This is a genomic window from uncultured Bradyrhizobium sp., from assembly GCF_947648125.1.
Taxonomy (GTDB): domain Bacteria; phylum Pseudomonadota; class Alphaproteobacteria; order Rhizobiales; family Xanthobacteraceae; genus Bradyrhizobium.
This window is the reverse complement of the sequence record NZ_CANSMR010000039.1, coordinates 26,154-42,958: the sequence shown is the minus strand read 5'-3', so window position 1 is coordinate 42,958 and position 16,805 is coordinate 26,154. Positions and strand designations below refer to the sequence as shown.

Genomic DNA, 16,805 nt, shown 5'->3' with positions numbered 1-16,805 from the left:
TTAGATAGAATTTGCGGCCAATGCAGGCTGCAATGGCGCGATATGCCTTGTCATTGTCATGAAACCTTCATACACCATGCCGGGGGCGATTTCATTCGATGGACGGCGGCCGGTCGTGACCGATGCGGGGACTGCCATTGCCGTGAGGCATGGCGATCAGGCGGAAATCGAACTCAAGCTGCTTGCGCCGCAAGGAAGCCTCGAAAAACTGCGCGAGGCAGCCTGTATCGTGCAGCATGCGCGCAATCGCGGCGCATTTCACCGGCTGGAAACCGTCTACTACGACACGCCGGAGCGGCTGCTGTTTCAGCATGGCATGTCGCTGCGCGTGCGACGCAGCGGCAAAAGCTACATCCAGACGCTGAAGCTTGCGCCCAATGGCGCGCAGCCTCTGACGCGACGCCAATGGGAGGCGGCGGTCGAAGGCATCGCCCCTGATCTGGCGCGGTTCCCCGCCGACGAGATCGGCGATCCCGTGGCGGCGCTGAGCAACGATGGACTGGTGCCGGTGTTCGCGACAAAAGTGCGCCGGCACGCGCGGCAGCTCGATCTGCCCGATGCGTCGGTTGAAGTCGCGTTCGACGAGGGGACGATCGAGGCCGATGCGCGCCGGGAGGTGCTGTCGGAAATCGAGCTTGAACTGAAGAGCGGCAATGCCGGCGTCCTGTTCGATCTGGGAACCCAGCTGCTCGACGCTGCGCCGTTGCAGATCGGCACGCGCAGCAAGGCGGAACGCGGCTATGCGCTGGCGTTCGATGTCGCGCCATCGGCGGCGAAGGCCGAGTTGCCCGGTATCACCGCGGAGCTTGCGGTCGACGACGTCATCGCGCTGCTGGTGGGCTCCTGCTGGCACCATCTTTTGAGAAATCACGCGGTGGCCGAGCAGGGAACGGACCCCGAAGGCGTGCACCAGATGCGCGTGGCGTTGCGGCGCTTGCGGACGATCTGTGCGCTGTTCCGGCGCGACATTCCAGCGCCGGCATTTCTGGCGATCAACAGCGAAGCAAAATGGCTGATGCGCCAACTCGGCCAGGCCCGGGATTGGGACGTCTTCGCCGAGACGACCATCACCCGCCTGGTCAGCGCGGTTCCGGATATCGATCTGGATGGCCTCCGCCAGGCGGTTCAACAGCAACGGAAGTCGAGCTACGGGACCTTGCAAAGCGTTCTGGCGGATCCCCGATGCAGCCGCTTTCTGCTCTCGCTGGGGCATCTGGTGGAACGCCGCGGCTGGCGCAACGAGATCGACAGCGAAGCGCTGGCTGTCCTGTCGCAACCGATGCCGGTGCTCGCCGATCAAATCCTGGAACGATTGCATCGCAAGACATTGAAGCGTGGTGCGCGCTTCCGGCGGCTCGATATCCACGCGCAGCACAATCTCAGAATCAACCTCAAGAAGTTGCGCTACGCGGCGGAGTTCTTCCTGCCGCTCTATGCGTCCCACGCGCCGGCGAAGCGTTACGTCAAGCGGCTCGCCGGGCTGCAGACCAGCCTGGGGCGGGTGTGCGACATCGGAAGCACGCGCGTGCTGCTCCACGCCATCCGGCAGGACGACCAGCCTGCGCTTCACCTCGGCATCGGCGCGATGGCCGGCTGGCTGGCCCGCGATCAGATCGCGGTGGCGAAAACGCTGCGCAAGAGCTGGCGCCGATTCAAGACGACGCCCGCATTCTGGGGCCGGTGAGTTTGCGGCAGGTATCGGCCGAGCCTTCCGTGGACGGCAGCTCGATGCGTGGTTGCCCTAACGGGGCTGCGCCAGGATGGCAAGCTCGGAGGCCTGCGGCTTGCGCTCGGTGACCAGCGCGAGCAGCACGGTCAGCACCATGAAGACCGCGGAGGCGCCGAACACCCAATGCGGCATGTGCTGATCCATGATCCAGCCGAACAGCAGCGGGCTTACGATGCCGCCGAAGTTGAAGCCGGTGGAGACAATGCCGAAGGCGCGGCCGGCGGCGCCGGGCGGGGCGGCGTTGCGCACCATCATGTCGCGGGACGGCGCGATCACGCCGCCGAGGAATCCGGCAAGCCCCATCGTAAGCGTGAGCGCCACGGGCGGCAGGTTCACCAGTGCGACCAGCACGACCAGCACGGCATTGACGGCGAAGCAGGCCGCGGCGAGCTGGCTGTGGCGATGGGTCCAGTCGGCGAGATAGCCGCCGGCGAGCACGCCCGCGGCGCTGGCGCCGAGGGTCGCGGTCAGCGCGATGTTGGCGGTCGAGAACGACGCGCCGTAACCGCCCATCAATGCGACGACGCCGAAATTGTTGATGCCCGAGGTCGACAGGCTGAGCAGCGTGAAGAAGGCGGTCAGCACCATCAGCGCCGGCGTGATCACGCTCGCCTTCGGCGCTGAGTCGTCCCTCGGCTTGTTCTTGTTGGCGCCGGCATCGGGAATGCCGAGCACGATCAGGAACAGCGCCACCAGCGGACCGACTGCACCGGCCACGACCAGCGCGCCGGGGCCGCCGATCGAGGCGACCAGCGCTGCCATGATCGCCGGCGCCACCGCGCCGCCGAGGAAGCCGGCAAAGGTGTGGATCGAGAAGGCGCGGCCCATCCGTGCCTCGTCCATATGGGCCGAGAGGATCGCGTAGTTGGCCGGATGATAGACGCTGTTGGCGAGGCCAAGCATCACCGCACAGACGATCAGCGAAGTATAGCTCAGATGCAGGCCGAGCCCGATCAACGCGCAGCCGCCAATGGTCAGCCCGATCAGCAGGATCTTGCGCGCGCCGATATGATCGGCGAGGTAGCCGATCGGCGCCTGGGTCAGGCCGGAGACCACCGCAAACACCGTCAGCGCGAAACCGAGTTCGACATAGCCGACGCCGAGCTGCTGCTTCAGGAACGGGAACAGCATCGGCAGCACGAAGATATGGAAATGGCTGACCCAATGGGCGACCGAAATTCCCGTCAGCGTGCGCAGCGCGCTGTCGGCTTTCGCTTGCTGCGGTGCGGCCAGAATGTCGACCATATCCGTGAAACCCCAATTCCAAAGCGTTTTCGAGCGAGGTGGGTACCGGTTCGCGTGAAGAAAACGCGTCAAGAAAAATGCCCGGCAGGGCCGGCAGAAAATAAAGGCTGGCCGCTAATTGTCCATGAACGCGCCTGCATGGCTGCCCCCGGCGCGGGCGTGCCGGATCGACACATGCGGCATTAAAGGCGGCGACAAAGTGGGACGCCGCAGCGATGATCGGCCATGATCGACGCCAAAAAGCCGCTCCGGGTGCTTGTGTCAGAGGGCTCCAGCACCTCCGGCCGCGAGGCGATCACGATCCTCGGGCTGGCGGGCCATCAGGTCGAGGTTTGCGATCCCTCGCGCTGGTGCCTGGCGCGTTACTCCCGCTTTGTCCGCAAATATCACCATTGTCCGCCGCTGCGATCAGATCCGGCCGGCTTCCTCGGCTTCGTCGAACGGCTGCTGGCGTCGCGGCATTTCGATGTGCTGCTGCCGACCCATGAGCAGGGCTTCCTGTTCGCCCGCGCCGCGGCGCGATTGACATCACGGACCGGCCTGGCGCTGCCGGATTTCGACAGCTATCGCGCGGTGCACAGCAAGGCCGGCTTCAGCCGGCTGCTCGAGCAGCTCGGCTTGCCGCAGCCGCCGACCCGGATCGTGAGCTCGGCCGACGGACTGCGCGAGGCGGTACGGTTTCCATCCGTGGTCAAGACATCGGTCGGCACCGCGAGCCGCGGCATCTGGTTCGTGCGCGATGCCGGTGACCTCAACCGCGCGCTCTATGATCTCGAATCCGCCGGCGATTTTGCCGGCGAGGTGCTGGCGCAGGATCTCATCACCGGCACGGTCGAGAAGGCGCAGTCGGTGTTCTGCCGCGGCGCGCTGACTGGCTTCCACGCCTACCGGCAGATCGCAGCCGGCGTCGGCGGCGGCGAGGCGATCAAGGAGAGCGTGAGCCGGCCGGCGATCCGCGCCGCGCTCGAGACCATTGGCGCGCATCTCGGCTGGCACGGCGCACTCTCGGTCGACGTCATCATGCCGCTCGACCGCGCGACGTCACTGTTGATCGACTGCAACCCGCGGCTGGTCGAGCCCATGAACGCGTATCAGTCGGGCATCGATCTGGTCGATCTGCTGCTGCGCATCTCGCTCGGAGAGACGCCGGCGCCGCTGCCCGATGGCCGCGCCGGGGTGCGGACCCATCTCGCGATGCAGGCGCTGCTCGGCAGCGCATCGCGCGACGGCACCCGGCGCGACCTGATCAGGGAATGCGGCCGCATCGCCGCGGGCGAAGGCCTTTATCGGGGCAGCGCCGAGGAATTGACGCCGGTACGGCTGGATTGGCTCAGTGCCGTGCCGCTCGCGATGACGACCGCGCTGCTGCTGGCATCGCCGCCGATCGCCTCATCGCTGGCCCGCGGCGGCTTCGGTGCGCATCTGCTCGATCGCGCAAGTATCAAGACGATCGAGGGGGAAAGTTTTTTGCACGATCTCTCAACACGTCGTCCCGGCGAAAGCCGGGACCCATAACCACCGCTGCAAGTTTGGTAGCAGGCTGGGGCCGCAGCTCGCCCGCGAGCTCGCTTCAGTGGTAATGGGTCCTGGCTTTCGCCAGGACGACACCGTGGATGGATATCGCTCATCCCTCACAACGGCTCATCATCATTGCCGTAGCGATCGATCTTCGGCGTGGCGATGTCGCCATCCTCATAATAATCGTCGTCCTGTGGCGCCGCGGGCGGCGGAGGCTTTTTCGACTTGTCGCCGGTCTTTTCGTCGATCTTGCTGCTGCCCTTGCTCTTCTTTCCGGCCTTGGCCATGCGTTTCCCTCGCGCGGATCAAATCAGCTGGCGGAATTCTACCCCAGTTCACCGCGGCTTGTAACGTAAGGAGATGGCGCGGCCGGTCACACTCCGCCGCGCCAGTATTTTCTTGAGCATGATCTTTTCGGAAAACCGGTCCCCACTTTTCCGGATCATGCTCTAAAACGTCGCGCCGGCCTTGACCATGTAGGTGCGGCCGGGCAGCGGATAGGCCGAGAAACGGCCGGCCGTGAACGAGCTCGCGATGGCGTAGTCGTAGTAGAGCGCGTTGAACAGATTGTTCACGCTGAGCGACCAGAAGAAGCGGTCAACCTGCCCGCTGAGCTTGACGTCGGCGGTGGCGTTGCCGGGAATCCGGTTCTGGGTGTTGGCCTGGTCGTTGTCCATGATGCGCGAGCTCCATGCCCGCACCGTGGCGTCGAACACCAGATAGTTCTGCCAGATATTCCAGGTCACGCCGAGATTGCCGGTGTAGCGCGACACCAGCGGCACGTCATTGCCGGCCCACATGCCTTCGCGGAAGACGGCGCGGGTGATCGCCATCCCGCCGCGCAGGGTGACGTTGTCGCTGACCTTGAGCGAGGCGCTGGTCTCCGAGCCGTAGCGGCGGGTGGGGTCGAGGTTGACGTTGTAGAACAGCACCGGGTTGAAATGGATCTCGTTCTCGAGATCCATCAGATAGACGCTGGTCTGTACCTGAAACAGATTGGTCTTGACGCGAAAGCCGCCCTCGACGTCCTGCGAGGTCTGGGTCTTGAGCTGGAAGTTCTGCGGGATCGGGGCGAAGGTCAGCGGGTCGAATGACGGACCGGATGCGACGCGCTCGTCGACGTCGGGCGTGCGGAATGCGCGCGCCGCGCGGCCGAACACCGAGAATGTGTCGGTGAAGCGATGCTCGGCGCCGACATGCAGCGCGTACTGGGTCTCGTTGCTGTCGAGCGGCGCCGCCTGTGTGTCGAAGGCAAACGGTGCATTCGGATCGTAGCGATCGCGCGCTGAGACGTTGGTGTTCTGAACGCGCGCGCCATAGGAGAAATCGGTGGTCGGCAGCACGCCGATCGTGTGCTGCCAGTACGCGGCCACGGTCTGCTGCTCGATATTGTAGATGTGGTAGGGATCGACGCCCTGATAGGCGCCGCGCGCTTCACGGAACGTCGAATCGTAATAGTCGATGCCGGTCAGGATCGTGGACGGCATTCCCAGCGCGACATTCTTGACGCTGAGCCGCGGCGTGATCGACCAGGTCTGCAGCGCCGCGTCATTATAGGTCGATGCGAAGCTGATGGTCGGCACGGTGCCGAAGAAGCCGCTTTGTGTCTCGCGCTGTCGCCAGCCGCCGTCGACGATGAGGTCGACGCCATTCATGAGCGTCTTGGTGAAGCCGGTGGTGACGCTGGCGGTCTGCTGGTTGGCATAGTCGAACGGCGTCGCCGCGCCGCGGCGATCGGTGAGCAGTTCGTTGACGCCGATCGACGGATCGACCAGCCGTCCGCCGGGCAGGCCGAGCTTCTGGTCGCTGCCGGTAACGGTGAGGAAGGCGGTGAGATCTGATGTCGTGTAGTTGACGCTGCCGACGGCGTTGCGCTGGTCGAGCGCGTTGTTGACACGGTAGCCGTCGGACTTGATGCCGTTGCCGTAGAACGAGGTCGACCACGGGCCCGCGTTGAGCGCCGCGGAGACCGCGGCCATGCGGGTGTTGAACGAGCCGAAGCCGCCTTCGGCGCGTATCGTCGCCGGCGGACCGCCGGTGCCGGTCTTGGTGATGATGTTGACCACGCCGCCCACCGCGTTGTCGCCATAGAGTACCGCACCGCTGTTGCCGCGCGTGATCTCGATCCGTTCGATCGAATCGAGCGGGATCGTGGTGAGATCGAAGCCGGCCTTGTCGACGTCGTTGAGGCGGCGGCCATTGAGCAGGAACAGGGTGTTGTCGGAGGCGAATGCGCCGAAGCCGCGCAGGTCGACCGCGGTCTTGGCGCCGTTCGGGCCGCCAAAAAGCGATTGCAGCTGGACGCCCGGCACCTGCGCGAGAATCTCTGGCAGCGATTGCACCGGCGAATGCGCGATGTCGTCGGCCGTGATCACGGTCGAGGAGGAGCCGACAACGCCCGCGAACTGGCGGCCGCCGCCACCGGTGCCGCCCGTTCCAGTGGCCGGTCCGGTCCCCGTCGAGCCCGATCCGCTCCCGCTGCCTGTATTGTTGCCTGGGCTGTGCCCGGCGCCGGGCGGCGCGGAGTCTGTGCTTCGTCAGCGGCCGGCTTGGCGCGCGTGACATTCTGGTCGCCCGGCCTGGTGATTTCGATCGCCGGAAGTTGCTCGGGGGCGGGCGCCTGCTGCGCCCGCGCGGTTGAGAGAACGATTGTTGGCGCGATCATCGTCGACGCGAGCAGAAGCGCGCGGCGGCGCCGGGAGGAAGGGTTGGAGAACATCTAGGTGAGACCTCGGTAACGTCAGTGGCACGTCACCGCGAACCAGTCTCACCGTCGTGCTCGCAGGCTCTGCTGCTTGCAGCCTCAGGTGAAGCTCATGCCTGTACTCCCCGACCGGCATCTTCGCATGTGACCACGGCTGACGGCAGGTCTCCTGGCTCGCGGGTCGTTACCCTTCGTCGCCTTCCCAGGACCGAGATTCCCAGTGGCCTGTGACGAAGGATTCACCGCATACAGTTGCGGGGGCAGCCGCGGCCTTGGGGATGTTTCCCCGCACCGCATTCCCTTTTCATCTCATTAAAGAACCGTCATGTTCATCTAGGGTTCGGCCGGGCAGCAAAGTCAATCCGGCGGAAGTCGGGCAATGGCCGCACGGCCACGGTTTTTGTCGAGTGTCGCTTGTCTGCCACGGCGATCGCTGTAAGAGCATGGATCCAATGAGCGTGCAGGATTTTACCTTGGCAGCCGAGGTCGCGGCGCGGCGCCGGTGGAGCGCCACCGCGGCGCTGCTCGCGCTCGTGATCCTGCTGCTGGTGCTCTCGCTCGGTATCGGGCCGGTGCGGCTGTCGCCGCTTGCGGTGATCGAGGCGCTGTTCGGCGGCGGCAGCGACGTCGCGCAGGTGATCGTGCGCGAGATCCGGCTGCCGCGCACCATTCTGGCGTTCGCGATCGGCGGGATTCTCGGGCTATCGGGCGCGGCGCTGCAGGGCCTGCTGCGCAATCCGCTGGCCTCGCCGTCGCTGTTCGGCGCGCCGCAATCGGCGGCATTCGGCGCGGTGCTGGTGATCGCGCTGGGCCTTGCCGATGTTCGGTCCTACGCGTTGCCGGTGGTGGCGATCATCGCGGCGTTCGGCTCGGTGTTCGCGCTGCTCGCAATCGCCGGCCGCAATGCCGGGCTGCTGATCCTGATCCTCGCCGGGCTTGCGATCTCGAGCTTTGCCGGGGCGGCGACCGCGCTGGTGATGAATCTGTCGAGCAATCCGTTCGTCGTGCTGGAGATCGCATTCTGGCTGCTCGGCTCGCTGGAGGACCGCAGCTTCCAGCACGTGGCGCTGGCGCTGCCCTTCATCATCGCGGGCGCCGTCATCCTGCTCAGCCAGGCGAACGCGTTCCGCGCGTTGACGCTCGGCGAGGAGGCCGCACAAAGTCTCGGCGTCGATGTCGGGCGGTTGCGGCTCTACGTAATCACGGGCGTGGCGCTCGGCGTCGGCGGCGCGGTCGCGGTCACCGGCACGATCGGCTTCATCGGTCTCGTCGCACCGCATCTGATGCGCCCTCTGATCGGTCACGATCCGGCGCGGCTCCTGGTGCCGAGCGCGCTCACCGGTTCGGCACTGCTGCTCGCCGCCGATATCGCGGTGCGCATCGTCCCCTCGACCTCCGATATCAAGGTCGGCGTGCTGACATCGATCATCGGCGTGCCGTTCTTCCTTTACCTCATCATGCGCGAACGCCGCGCGCTTGGCGGAGGCGTGGCATGACGCTGCTCTCCGCCACCGCGCTCAATGCCTCGCTCGGCAGCCGCAAGGTGCTGCACGATGTCTCGCTGTCGCTGGAGGCGGGCCATCTGGTCGCGCTGGTCGGCCCGAACGGCGCCGGCAAGACCACGCTGCTGCGCGCGCTCGCCGGACTAATTCCATCCGACGGCGACATCAGGATCGGCGGCGATGCGCTGGCGTCGCTTGCACTGCGCGAGCGGGCGAAGCGTTTCGCGTACCTGCCGCAGGGGCACATGGTGCACTGGCCGCTGCCGGCGCGCGATATCGTCGCGCTCGGCCGTTATCCGCATGGCGCGACCGATCCGGCGCGGCTGTCGCCGAAGGATATCGAGGCGGTGCTGCGTGCGATGCAGGCGGTTGACGTCACCGAATTCAGCGATCGCCGCGTCACCGAGCTCTCCGGCGGCGAGCGCAGCCGCGTCGCGCTGGCCCGGGTGCTGGCGGTGGAGGCGCCGGTGATCCTCGCCGACGAGCCGACCGCCTCGCTCGATCCGCGCCATCAGATCGATGTGATGCAGAAGCTGCGCAACGTCGCCGACACCGGCGTGCTGGTCATCGTGGTGACGCACGATCTCGGGCTTGCTGCGCGCTTTGCCGATCATGTGCTGGTGCTGTCGGAGGGCCGGCTGGCGGCGCAGGGCGCGCCGGATGCGGCGTTGTCGGAAGCGGTCCTCGCCAGCGTGTTCCGGGTCCGCGCCTACCGCGCCGAATTTCAGCGCGAGGCCGTCATCGTGCCGTGGGCGGACGCGTGATGTTCAGACGGTGTCGCCGCGAACTGGCTGCACCTCTCCCGCTTGCGGGGGAGGTCGCTGGGCTCGAAGAGCGCGGCGGGTGGGGGCTCTCTCCACGATATGACTCGCGGCGAAACCCCCACCCCAACCCTCCCCCGCAAGCGGGAGAGGGGGCGCACCTTTTCAATGGCCACCATCTTGCTCCAATTCATATTGGAGCGGTGGTCGCGATTCTGCTGTGGCTTATTTCTGCAGGTGCCGCGTTCGCCGCCGGACCGCGCATCGTCTCGATGAACGTCTGCAGCGATCAGCTCGTGCTGTCGCTGGCCGACCCGGACCAGATCCTCGGGCTCAGCCGCTTTTCGCGCGATGCCTGGCAATCCTGGGCCGCCGAGAAAGCGCGAAACTATCCGCGCCTGTCGGGCGGGGCCGAGGACGTGCTGCTGCTCAAGCCCGACCTTGTCGTCGTCAGCCTGTTCGACAAGCGCGCGACGCGCGATCTCCTGAAGGCGCAGGGGCTGCACCTCGTCGAGTTCACCGTGCCGCGCACGCTGGACGAGGTGAGGGACCAGATCCGCGCGATGGGCGATGTGGTGCAGCATCCGGATCGCGCGCAGGCGGAGATCGCGCGGCTCGATGCGGCGATCGTCCGCGCGCGGGCGGTGGCGAGCGCTCATCATTACCGCGTGCTGCCGCTGGAGCGGCGCGGCTTTGTGTCGGGTGACAGCAGCCTCGTCAGCTCGCTGATGGCGGCGACCGGCCTGACCAATGCCGCCGGCGAGCTCGGCTTCGGCGCGGGCGGATTTGCTTCGCTGGAGGCGATTGTAAAACTGCGGCCGGATTTCATCCTGGTGTCGGAGGCCGGCGATCGCGCCGAGGATGAGGGGCGCGCCTTTCTGTTGCATCCGGCGCTGGAGCGCTTCTATCCGGAGAGCAAGCGGATCGTGCTGCCCGAGCGGCTCACGGTGTGCGGCGGCGTGATGCTGGCGGATGCGCTGGATCGGCTGACGGAAGAACTCAAGCGCGTGACGCGATGATCCTGTAGCCCGGATGGAGCGAAGCGCAATCCGGGAAAGTCATTCCGCGGAAAGATTGATCCCGGATTTCGCTGCGCTCCATCCGGGCTACGCAATCACCCGTGAACCACCGGCCCGCCGGCCTTCTTCCACGCGTCGATGCCGCCCTCGATATGGGCGGTGTTCGCCAGCCCCGCCTTCTTCGCGGCAGCAACGGCCATCGCCGAACGTTCGCCGAAGGCGCAGAAGAACACGACGCGGCGGCCGGTTGCGGCCGCGACTTCGCGCAGCATGCCGCCGGGCTCCAAGGTGGCGCAAATCCCGGGATATGGCGCGTGCAGCGCGCCGGGGAGCATGCCGTGCTTGGCCCGCTCGCCGCTCTCGCGCAAATCGACCAGCAGGATATCGGGCCGGCCGAGGCTCGCGATGGCATCGCGCGCGCTGAGGGAGAGGCCTTCCTTGGCCAGCTCGTCCTGGTGCAGGCCGACATGCATGTTGGCGGGCACCACGACGTCCATCAGCTTCGGGTTCGGCAAATTGAGGTTGTTCATCAGCTCGACATAGTCGTCGATCGATTTCACCTGCAGCCGCGGATTGTAGCGCTTCTCCTCGCCGATGGTGGAGACTGTGTCGCCCTTGTAGTCATGCGCCGGGAACACCAGCGTTTCCTCGGGCAGCTTGAGCAGGCGGTTGAAGATCGAGTCGTACTGCGCCCGCGCGCTGCCGTTCTGGAAATCGGTGCGGCCGGTGCCGCGGATCAGCAGCGTGTCGCCGGTGAAGACGCGGTCGCCCATCAGGTAGCTATAGGAATCGTCGGTGTGGCCGGGCGTGTACAAGGCTTCGAGGCAGAGGCCCTCGATCGTCACCTTGTCGCCGTCGGAGACGCGCATCGACACCACGTCGGCCTTGCTCTGCTCGCCCATGATGGTGATGCACTGGGTGCGGTCACGCAGCTCGCCGAGGCCGGTGACGTGATCGGCGTGGAGATGCGTATCGACGGCTTTCACCAGCCGGAGGTCGAGTTCCTGCAGCAGCTTGCAGTAGCGGTCGGCCTTCTCCAGCACCGGATCGAGGATCAGCGCTTCGCCGCCGGCGCGGCTTGCGAGCAGGTAGCTATAGGTGCCGGACACGCTGTCGAAGAGCTGGCGAAAGATCATGACGGCTTACCTGTGCTCCGGGTCGAGTCGTATGGAGGATATTATTCCATAGATAGGGTCGATTCAAAGCAAATCCATCCCCGTGCGACTCCTGTCCCGTCACCCCCAAAATCTATCACCGTCACCCCCGCGCAACGGCGAAGCCGTTGCGCGGGGGTGACGGAGTTGGTTTTGGGGATGACGGGACCAATAGGGAAAGCCGCTTACGGCCGGACGTAACTCCAGCCCTGCTCCTGCAGCTCCATCAGATGGACCACGCCCGACGGTACGATGGTGGCGTCTGGGACGACGGAGATCGTATGGCCCTCGGCCTTCTCCATGCCCTGCCTGGTATTGTTGCAGGCGGAGAACTGGATCTTGCCCGGGAAGACGAAATCCTTGAGCCGCCTGATGCGGTCCTGCACCGGCGAGGTATCGCTGCGCAGCATGTGCAGGCCGGGGCCGTAGGTGATGATGTCGACGTCCACGTCCTCGTTCCTGGCGCGGTAATATTCGATCACGTTGGTCGCGTTGTTGAGCGCGAGATTCATGATCTGCGGGTCGTTCTGGTCGACCTGGATCGCGATGTGGTGCGGTTTGTCGGCGGCGAGTGCGCCGGTTGCGAAGGCGAGCGAAAGCGCGGCGGCGGCGGCGAGACGGCGAAGCATGGGAAGGTCTCTCAATGTGAGCGCCGCTTTCATCTCGTCATTGCGAGGAGCGAAGCGACGAAGCAATCCATTCTGTCCCTGCGGCGAAACATGGATTGCTTCGCTTCGCTCGCAATGACGCGCAGGTCTACGGCCTCACCAGCGTGTAGCCGTTCTCGGTGAGAAGCAAAATCTGCGCGACGCCGACCTGCACGGGGGTGGCGGCGGCGATGTAGTCCGGCCGCTTGCCGGTGTCGCGCTCGATCGTGTCGACGGTATTGAGGCAGATGTCGACCCGCGCGCCCTGCGCGACCAGGCTCTCGACCTGCTTGCGGTTGGCATTGTCGGGCTTGAGCAGGTCGATGCCCGGGCCGAAGGCGACGATCTCGACCGCGACCTTGTCGGGGTCGTAATGCTTCATCAGATTGTTGGCGACGCTGATGACGAGGCCCTGCTTCTTCGGATCGTTGTCGGAGAGCTGTAGCACGACCTTGTGCTCGGCGAACGGCTTGTCCTGCAACGGCGCGAGCTGGGCGCGGGCGAGCGGCGTTGCCAGCGCGATCGCCGCAAGGCCGAGCGCGGCGATGAACGCGCGTCGCCTCATCCGTGCCTCGCAATGCCCGGATTGTCCTCGACGCCTTTCAGCGTCACACCGGGTTCGTCGCGGTTCGGCGGCCGGCCGGAGCGCAGATGCTTGGCCACCACGTCCCAGATCGGCGCGCCGTTCTGCTGGTTGACCGAGGCCCAGCCCGCGACCTTGTAATGCTTGGCGGCTTCGAGATGCTTGCCGTTGCCGAGCTTCAGCTCGGAGATGCGCTTGCCGACGCTTTCGCCCGGCGTGCAGGTGTAGGCGAGGCCGCCGACGCGGACCATATCGCCGCCCTGCTGATAATAGGGATCGACGTTGAACAAATTGTCGCAGACGTCTTCCAGCACATCCTTGATCTGGCTGCCGGTCATGGTCGCGACGTAGGTCTCGGGATAGGTGATCGCGGTCTCCGACAGCACGTCTTCCATGGTCAGCGGCTGGCCGGCGAGCGTGGTGAGACCCCAGCGAAAACCGGGCGACAACGCGATCTCGGCGTTGAGCTCGTTCAGCAACGCATCGCAGATCAGCTGGTCGACGGTGCCGGAGAAATTGCCGCGGCGGTAAAGCAGACGATCGGCAGTGCCGAGCTTGTCGCTCCACTCGTCGACATGCGGATCGCGCATCTTGTCGATCAGCGTCTGCATCGCGGGATCGGGCTTCAGGAGCTCGGCGAACACCGGCAGCAGGCGGTAGCGGACATTGGCGACCTTGCCCTTGGCGAGGTCGAGATCGAGCACGCCGATGAACTTGCCGTTGGAGCCGGCATTGGTGACCAGCGTGACGCCACCGGCATTGGTCACCGTGATCGGAATCGGGATCGCATCATGGGTGTGGCCGCCGAGGATGACGTCGATGCCGGTGACGCGGCTGGCGAGCTTGAGGTCGACATCCATGCCGTTATGCGACAGCAGGATCACCGCCTCGACCTTGTCGTTGTTGCGATGGCCGTCGACGAGCTTTTGCAGCTCCTCGTCGCGGATGCCGAACTTCCAGTCCGGCGTGAAGCGCTTGGGGTGTGCGATCGGCACATAGGGGAAGGCCTGGCCGATGATCGCGACGCGATGGCCGCCGATCTCCCTGATGATAGACGGCTTGAACACCCGCCCCGAGGCCGGATCGAACGCCTTGGCATCGTTGAACGCGGCTTCCTCGGTCAGGAACACGTTCTGCGCCAGGAATTCGCCCTTGAAGCGGGAGAGATTGTCGCGCAGCACCTGTTCGCCATAGGTGAATTCCCAGTGCCCGGTCATCGCCTCGATGCCGAGCAAATTGGCGGCCTCCACCATGTCGGCGCCGTTCATGGCGTTGGCGAGCCCGGTGCCCTGCCAGAGGTCGCCGCCATCGAGCAGGATCGAGCGCTTCTCGCCGACATCGGCGCGCAACTTGTCGATCAGCGTCTTCAGATGGGCAAAGCCGCCGAGCCGGCCGAAGCGGACCGCGGCCTTCTCGAACTCGACGCAGGTAAAGGCATAGGCATCGGCGCTGTCGGGCCGGATGCCGAAGCGGTCGAGGAACGCCTTGCCGACCAGATGCGGCGGCTGGCCGGCCATCGCGCCGACGCCGATGTTGACGCCGGGCTCGCGGAAGAACACCGGCTTCAGCTGCGCATGCGTGTCGGTCATGTGCAGAATGCGGGCGTTGCCGAAGCGTTCGAGGTCGTAGACGCTGGCGGTATCGGCGCTGCGCGCGAGGCGGGGCAGGCCGGCCGTCAGCGTTGCGGCAGCCGAAGCTCTCAGGAAATCCCGGCGGCGGATGATCATCACTCTCTCCGCACCCCTCTTCACCTCTCCCGCTTGCGGGGGAGGTCGTATCGCATCGCAGATGCGATACGGGTGGGGGCTCTTTCCACACAATGAACGGGGTGAATCGCGGCGAAACCCCCACCCCAACCCTCCCCCGCAAGCGGGAGAGGGGGCGCAGGGAGCTCGCGGCTCAACCCCATCCCAAACTCTTTAGCGAACTTCCATGTCCTTCCAGCGTTCCTTTTCGCTGGTGGCCTGGAAGATCGATGCCTTTGCCAGCGCCTCGGCCTCCTTGGCCTGGGCGACTGCGGTGTCGAAATCACCAGCCTCACCGGCCTTTTTTGCGGCGGCGAGCGTCGAGGCTGTCGTGGTCCACTGGTTGCGCAGCAGGCCTGCTTCCTTGTTGGCGGCCTCAGCCGCAGCGTAGGCCGCCTTGTAGTCGGCCTCGGAGGCGGCGAGGGCGCCGGTCGCCGTTGCGATCAGCAGGGCCGATGCCGCGAAGATGGCTCTGATAGCCGCGCTCATGGCCTTGCTCCCGGACCCGAAATCGGCAGGCCGTTGCTGACATAGGACAGGTAATATTCGAGGTTGCGGTACTCGTCGTCCTGCGGATTGAGTGGCACGCCGCGGATCTGGCTGTTGCAGGTGGTGAAGCGGCGGCTGGTCGTGCCCATGCCTGACCATTCCGAGCGATAGATCGGCATCGCGTTCAGGATGCCGAGCGCCGGCGCCAGCACCTCGGCGCGGATCCGTTCGCCCGGGCTCTGGATGTGGCAGGTGGCGCAGGAGAAATTGAGCTGGCCGCGGCGGGTGTAGAAATACTCCTTGCCCTTCTGATAGGCCTCCAGCGCACGCGGATCGTTCGGGATCTTGATGTCCATCGGCTTGCCGCGCGAGGTGAAGGCCATGTAGGCGGTGAGCGCCGCCATGTCGTCCTTCACATAGGAGAACGGCGCCTCGCCGTTGGCCTCGCGGCAGCGGTTGAGCGCGAGCTCGAGCGTGACGACCTTGCCTTCCTTCTCGTCGAAATAGGGGTAGTTCTGGCGGATGCCGATGCCCTTGTTCGGGAAGCAGTCGGCGTAGGTCTTGCCGTTCTTGAACGGCGTCGAGAACATTTCCTTGCCGGCTTCGAGCGAGAACTCGTAGGGCGGAAACTGTTCCTTCTCTTCCCACTGCTTGTGCAGGTCCTCATTCATCGAATAGGGACCGTTGACGAAATCCTCGAGCTTCAGCTTGGGGAATTTTCTGGTGAAGAATTTCTGGAACGCGGCCTTGTCGGCGGCGGGATCGACGCTGTCGGCTGCGTGCGCGGCCGGCGCGAGCGCTAGCAGGCCGAGCGCAAGCGTGGTGGCGCGGATTGCGAAGCGCCGCGTCATTGAATCTTCGCCGTGGTGGTGTCGGTCGCGCCCTTGTTGTCGACCCAGCTGACCTTCAGGTCGTCGCCCTTCTTGCCGCCCTTGAAGGCGAACTTGACATAGGGGTCCTTGGAGACGCCGCCGCCCCAGTCGGCGACGAACACCGGCTTGCCGTCATACTCGAAGGTCAGCACCTGGATGAAATGCGGCGGGATGATCTCGCCCTTGGCGTCCTTGACGAAGCCGGAATCCATCGGATGCTGGATCAGCGCCTGCACCTCGGTGGTGTCGCCGTTTAACGTGGCGCGCACGCGAATGCTCGATGCCATCTGATTTTATCCCCTGATTGAGCTCAGCCGCCGCAGCCGCCGACGGTGACCTTGATTTCCTTGCTCGCGCTGTAGAGCTTGCCGCCGGCCTCGACGATCACGGTGACGTTGCTGGTCTTGGCCATCTTGATGCGGTTGGCGATGCTCGGCAGCGTGCCGGCCGGAATCCTGTACGTCGCGATCAGCGAGATCGGGTTCTCGCTGACCAGGAACGAGATCGAGGTGACGTCTGATAGCGTCGTGGTGGCGGAGATCGGCACCACAGCGCCGTTCTCGGCGATCTCGGGTGCGTCCATCTTGACCTTGTCCGAGGGCTCGGCGGTCTTGCCGTAGAGCGCCTTGATCGCGTCGGCCTCGTTCTTCTGCTTGAACGCCTCTTCCGGATATTTGTCGTTGGCGGCGGCGAGCGCCTGCGGCACGTCGAACGGAATGACGCCAAGACCGATCAGTGCGGCGACGCCCGCGCCCTTCAGTACCAGGCGGCGGCTCCCAAGAAATTCGCTGGTCGTGATGCTCATCGAAAAAATCTCCTCAAGCGACGGTTGCGGCC

General features: G+C 65.3%; 16 protein-coding genes and 1 riboswitch. Of the genes, 5 read left to right on the top strand and 11 right to left on the bottom strand.

What is annotated here, in order from left to right; all coding sequences use genetic code 11:
• Nucleotides 1-58: 58 nt before the first annotated feature.
• Nucleotides 59-1,684, top strand: coding sequence for a CYTH and CHAD domain-containing protein (locus Q0030_RS37010; RefSeq protein ID WP_298378908.1), 1,626 nt, complete (start codon nt 59-61; stop codon nt 1,682-1,684).
• A gap of 57 nt (nt 1,685-1,741) precedes the next feature.
• On the opposite strand, the gene Q0030_RS37005 is transcribed toward Q0030_RS37010, so the two are convergent.
• Entirely contained in the window at nt 1,742-2,974 is a 1,233-nt protein-coding gene (locus tag Q0030_RS37005) for an MFS transporter (RefSeq protein ID WP_298378905.1), read from the bottom strand.
• A 225-nt stretch (nt 2,975-3,199) separates the two neighbouring features.
• On the opposite strand from Q0030_RS37005, the gene Q0030_RS37000 reads away from it, so the two are divergent.
• On the top strand, nt 3,200-4,489 hold the full coding sequence (locus Q0030_RS37000) for a hypothetical protein (protein WP_298378902.1): 1,290 nt from the start codon (nt 3,200-3,202) through the stop codon (nt 4,487-4,489).
• 116 nt (nt 4,490-4,605) lie between these two features.
• Here the strand turns inward: Q0030_RS37000 and Q0030_RS36995 are convergent, their stop codons facing one another.
• Together Q0030_RS36995 and Q0030_RS36990 are read right to left on the bottom strand one after the other, a co-directional pair.
• Entirely contained in the window at nt 4,606-4,779 is a 174-nt protein-coding gene (locus tag Q0030_RS36995; protein ID WP_298378899.1) for a hypothetical protein, read from the bottom strand.
• A gap of 162 nt (nt 4,780-4,941) precedes the next feature.
• On the bottom strand, nt 4,942-6,867 hold the full coding sequence (locus Q0030_RS36990) for a TonB-dependent receptor (protein ID WP_298378896.1): 1,926 nt from the start codon (nt 6,865-6,867) through the stop codon (nt 4,942-4,944).
• A 470-nt stretch (nt 6,868-7,337) separates the two neighbouring features.
• Nucleotides 7,338-7,536, bottom strand: a riboswitch (cobalamin riboswitch).
• A 112-nt stretch (nt 7,537-7,648) separates the two neighbouring features.
• Here Q0030_RS36990 and Q0030_RS36985 point away from each other — a divergent pair.
• The 3 genes from Q0030_RS36985 (at nt 7,649) to Q0030_RS36975 (ending at nt 10,478) form a co-directional block, all read left to right on the top strand.
• On the top strand, nt 7,649-8,692 hold the full coding sequence (locus Q0030_RS36985; protein WP_298378894.1) for an iron ABC transporter permease: 1,044 nt from the start codon (nt 7,649-7,651) through the stop codon (nt 8,690-8,692).
• Entirely contained in the window at nt 8,689-9,462 is a 774-nt protein-coding gene (locus tag Q0030_RS36980; protein WP_298378892.1) for an ABC transporter ATP-binding protein, read from the top strand. Before Q0030_RS36985 ends, Q0030_RS36980 begins: the two co-directional genes overlap by 4 nt.
• Before the next feature lie 200 nt (nt 9,463-9,662).
• Entirely contained in the window at nt 9,663-10,478 is an 816-nt protein-coding gene (locus tag Q0030_RS36975; RefSeq protein WP_298378889.1) for an ABC transporter substrate-binding protein, read from the top strand.
• Between the two features lie 95 nt (nt 10,479-10,573).
• Here the strand turns inward: Q0030_RS36975 and Q0030_RS36970 are convergent, their stop codons facing one another.
• The 8 genes from Q0030_RS36970 to soxY all read right to left on the bottom strand — a co-directional run bounded on the left by Q0030_RS36970 (nt 10,574) and on the right by soxY (nt 16,773).
• Nucleotides 10,574-11,614 (bottom strand): MBL fold metallo-hydrolase, encoded by a 1,041-nt coding sequence (locus Q0030_RS36970; protein WP_298378885.1) that lies wholly within the window; start codon nt 11,612-11,614, stop codon nt 10,574-10,576.
• 203 nt (nt 11,615-11,817) lie between these two features.
• The gene (locus Q0030_RS36965) at nt 11,818-12,261 is read right to left on the bottom strand and encodes a DsrE family protein (protein WP_298378882.1); all 444 of its coding nucleotides are present in this window, start codon (nt 12,259-12,261) and stop codon (nt 11,818-11,820) included.
• Between the two features lie 127 nt (nt 12,262-12,388).
• Nucleotides 12,389-12,844, bottom strand: coding sequence for a hypothetical protein (locus Q0030_RS36960; RefSeq protein ID WP_298378879.1), 456 nt, complete (start codon nt 12,842-12,844; stop codon nt 12,389-12,391).
• Nucleotides 12,841-14,589: a thiosulfohydrolase SoxB gene (gene soxB / locus Q0030_RS36955; protein ID WP_298378877.1), complete on the bottom strand. Its 1,749-nt coding sequence runs from the start codon at nt 14,587-14,589 to the stop codon at nt 12,841-12,843. Before soxB ends, Q0030_RS36960 begins: the two co-directional genes overlap by 4 nt.
• Nucleotides 14,590-14,781: 192 nt before the next feature.
• Nucleotides 14,782-15,096 carry a hypothetical protein gene (locus Q0030_RS36950; protein ID WP_298378876.1) on the bottom strand — a complete coding sequence of 105 codons (315 nt, stop codon included), beginning with the start codon at nt 15,094-15,096 and terminating at the stop codon, nt 14,782-14,784.
• Nucleotides 15,093-15,947 (bottom strand): sulfur oxidation c-type cytochrome SoxA, encoded by an 855-nt coding sequence (soxA, locus tag Q0030_RS36945; protein ID WP_298378874.1) that lies wholly within the window; start codon nt 15,945-15,947, stop codon nt 15,093-15,095. Before soxA ends, Q0030_RS36950 begins: the two co-directional genes overlap by 4 nt.
• Complete coding sequence (soxZ, locus tag Q0030_RS36940; protein ID WP_298378872.1) at nt 15,944-16,255, bottom strand: thiosulfate oxidation carrier complex protein SoxZ; 312 nt, start codon at nt 16,253-16,255, stop codon at nt 15,944-15,946. Before soxZ ends, soxA begins: the two co-directional genes overlap by 4 nt.
• 23 nt (nt 16,256-16,278) lie before the next feature.
• A complete protein-coding gene (gene soxY / locus Q0030_RS36935; RefSeq protein ID WP_298378869.1) occupies nt 16,279-16,773 on the bottom strand; it encodes a thiosulfate oxidation carrier protein SoxY in 495 nt (164 codons plus the stop codon).
• Nucleotides 16,774-16,805: the final 32 nt, after the last annotated feature.

Excerpts from the sequence above, each read along its gene's own strand:
- Q0030_RS36995 (WP_298378899.1), bottom strand. The coding sequence starts at position 4,779 with ATGGCCAAGGCCGGAAAGAAGAGCAAGGGCAGCAGCAAGATCGACGAA.
- Q0030_RS36965 (WP_298378882.1), bottom strand. The coding sequence starts at position 12,261 with ATGCTTCGCCGTCTCGCCGCCGCCGCCGCGCTTTCGCTCGCCTTCGCA.
- soxB (WP_298378877.1), bottom strand. The coding sequence starts at position 14,589 with ATGATCATCCGCCGCCGGGATTTCCTGAGAGCTTCGGCTGCCGCAACG.
- Q0030_RS36980 (WP_298378892.1), top strand. The coding sequence starts at position 8,689 with ATGACGCTGCTCTCCGCCACCGCGCTCAATGCCTCGCTCGGCAGCCGC.
- soxZ (WP_298378872.1), bottom strand. The coding sequence starts at position 16,255 with ATGGCATCGAGCATTCGCGTGCGCGCCACGTTAAACGGCGACACCACC.
- Q0030_RS36950 (WP_298378876.1), bottom strand. The coding sequence starts at position 15,096 with ATGAGCGCGGCTATCAGAGCCATCTTCGCGGCATCGGCCCTGCTGATC.
- Q0030_RS36970 (WP_298378885.1), bottom strand. The coding sequence starts at position 11,614 with ATGATCTTTCGCCAGCTCTTCGACAGCGTGTCCGGCACCTATAGCTAC.
- Q0030_RS36985 (WP_298378894.1), top strand. The coding sequence starts at position 7,649 with ATGAGCGTGCAGGATTTTACCTTGGCAGCCGAGGTCGCGGCGCGGCGC.
- soxA (WP_298378874.1), bottom strand. The coding sequence starts at position 15,947 with ATGACGCGGCGCTTCGCAATCCGCGCCACCACGCTTGCGCTCGGCCTG.
- soxY (WP_298378869.1), bottom strand. The coding sequence starts at position 16,773 with ATGAGCATCACGACCAGCGAATTTCTTGGGAGCCGCCGCCTGGTACTG.
- Q0030_RS36960 (WP_298378879.1), bottom strand. The coding sequence starts at position 12,844 with ATGAGGCGACGCGCGTTCATCGCCGCGCTCGGCCTTGCGGCGATCGCG.
- Q0030_RS37000 (WP_298378902.1), top strand. The coding sequence starts at position 3,200 with ATGATCGACGCCAAAAAGCCGCTCCGGGTGCTTGTGTCAGAGGGCTCC.
- Q0030_RS37010 (WP_298378908.1), top strand. The coding sequence starts at position 59 with ATGAAACCTTCATACACCATGCCGGGGGCGATTTCATTCGATGGACGG.
- Q0030_RS37005 (WP_298378905.1), bottom strand. The coding sequence starts at position 2,974 with ATGGTCGACATTCTGGCCGCACCGCAGCAAGCGAAAGCCGACAGCGCG.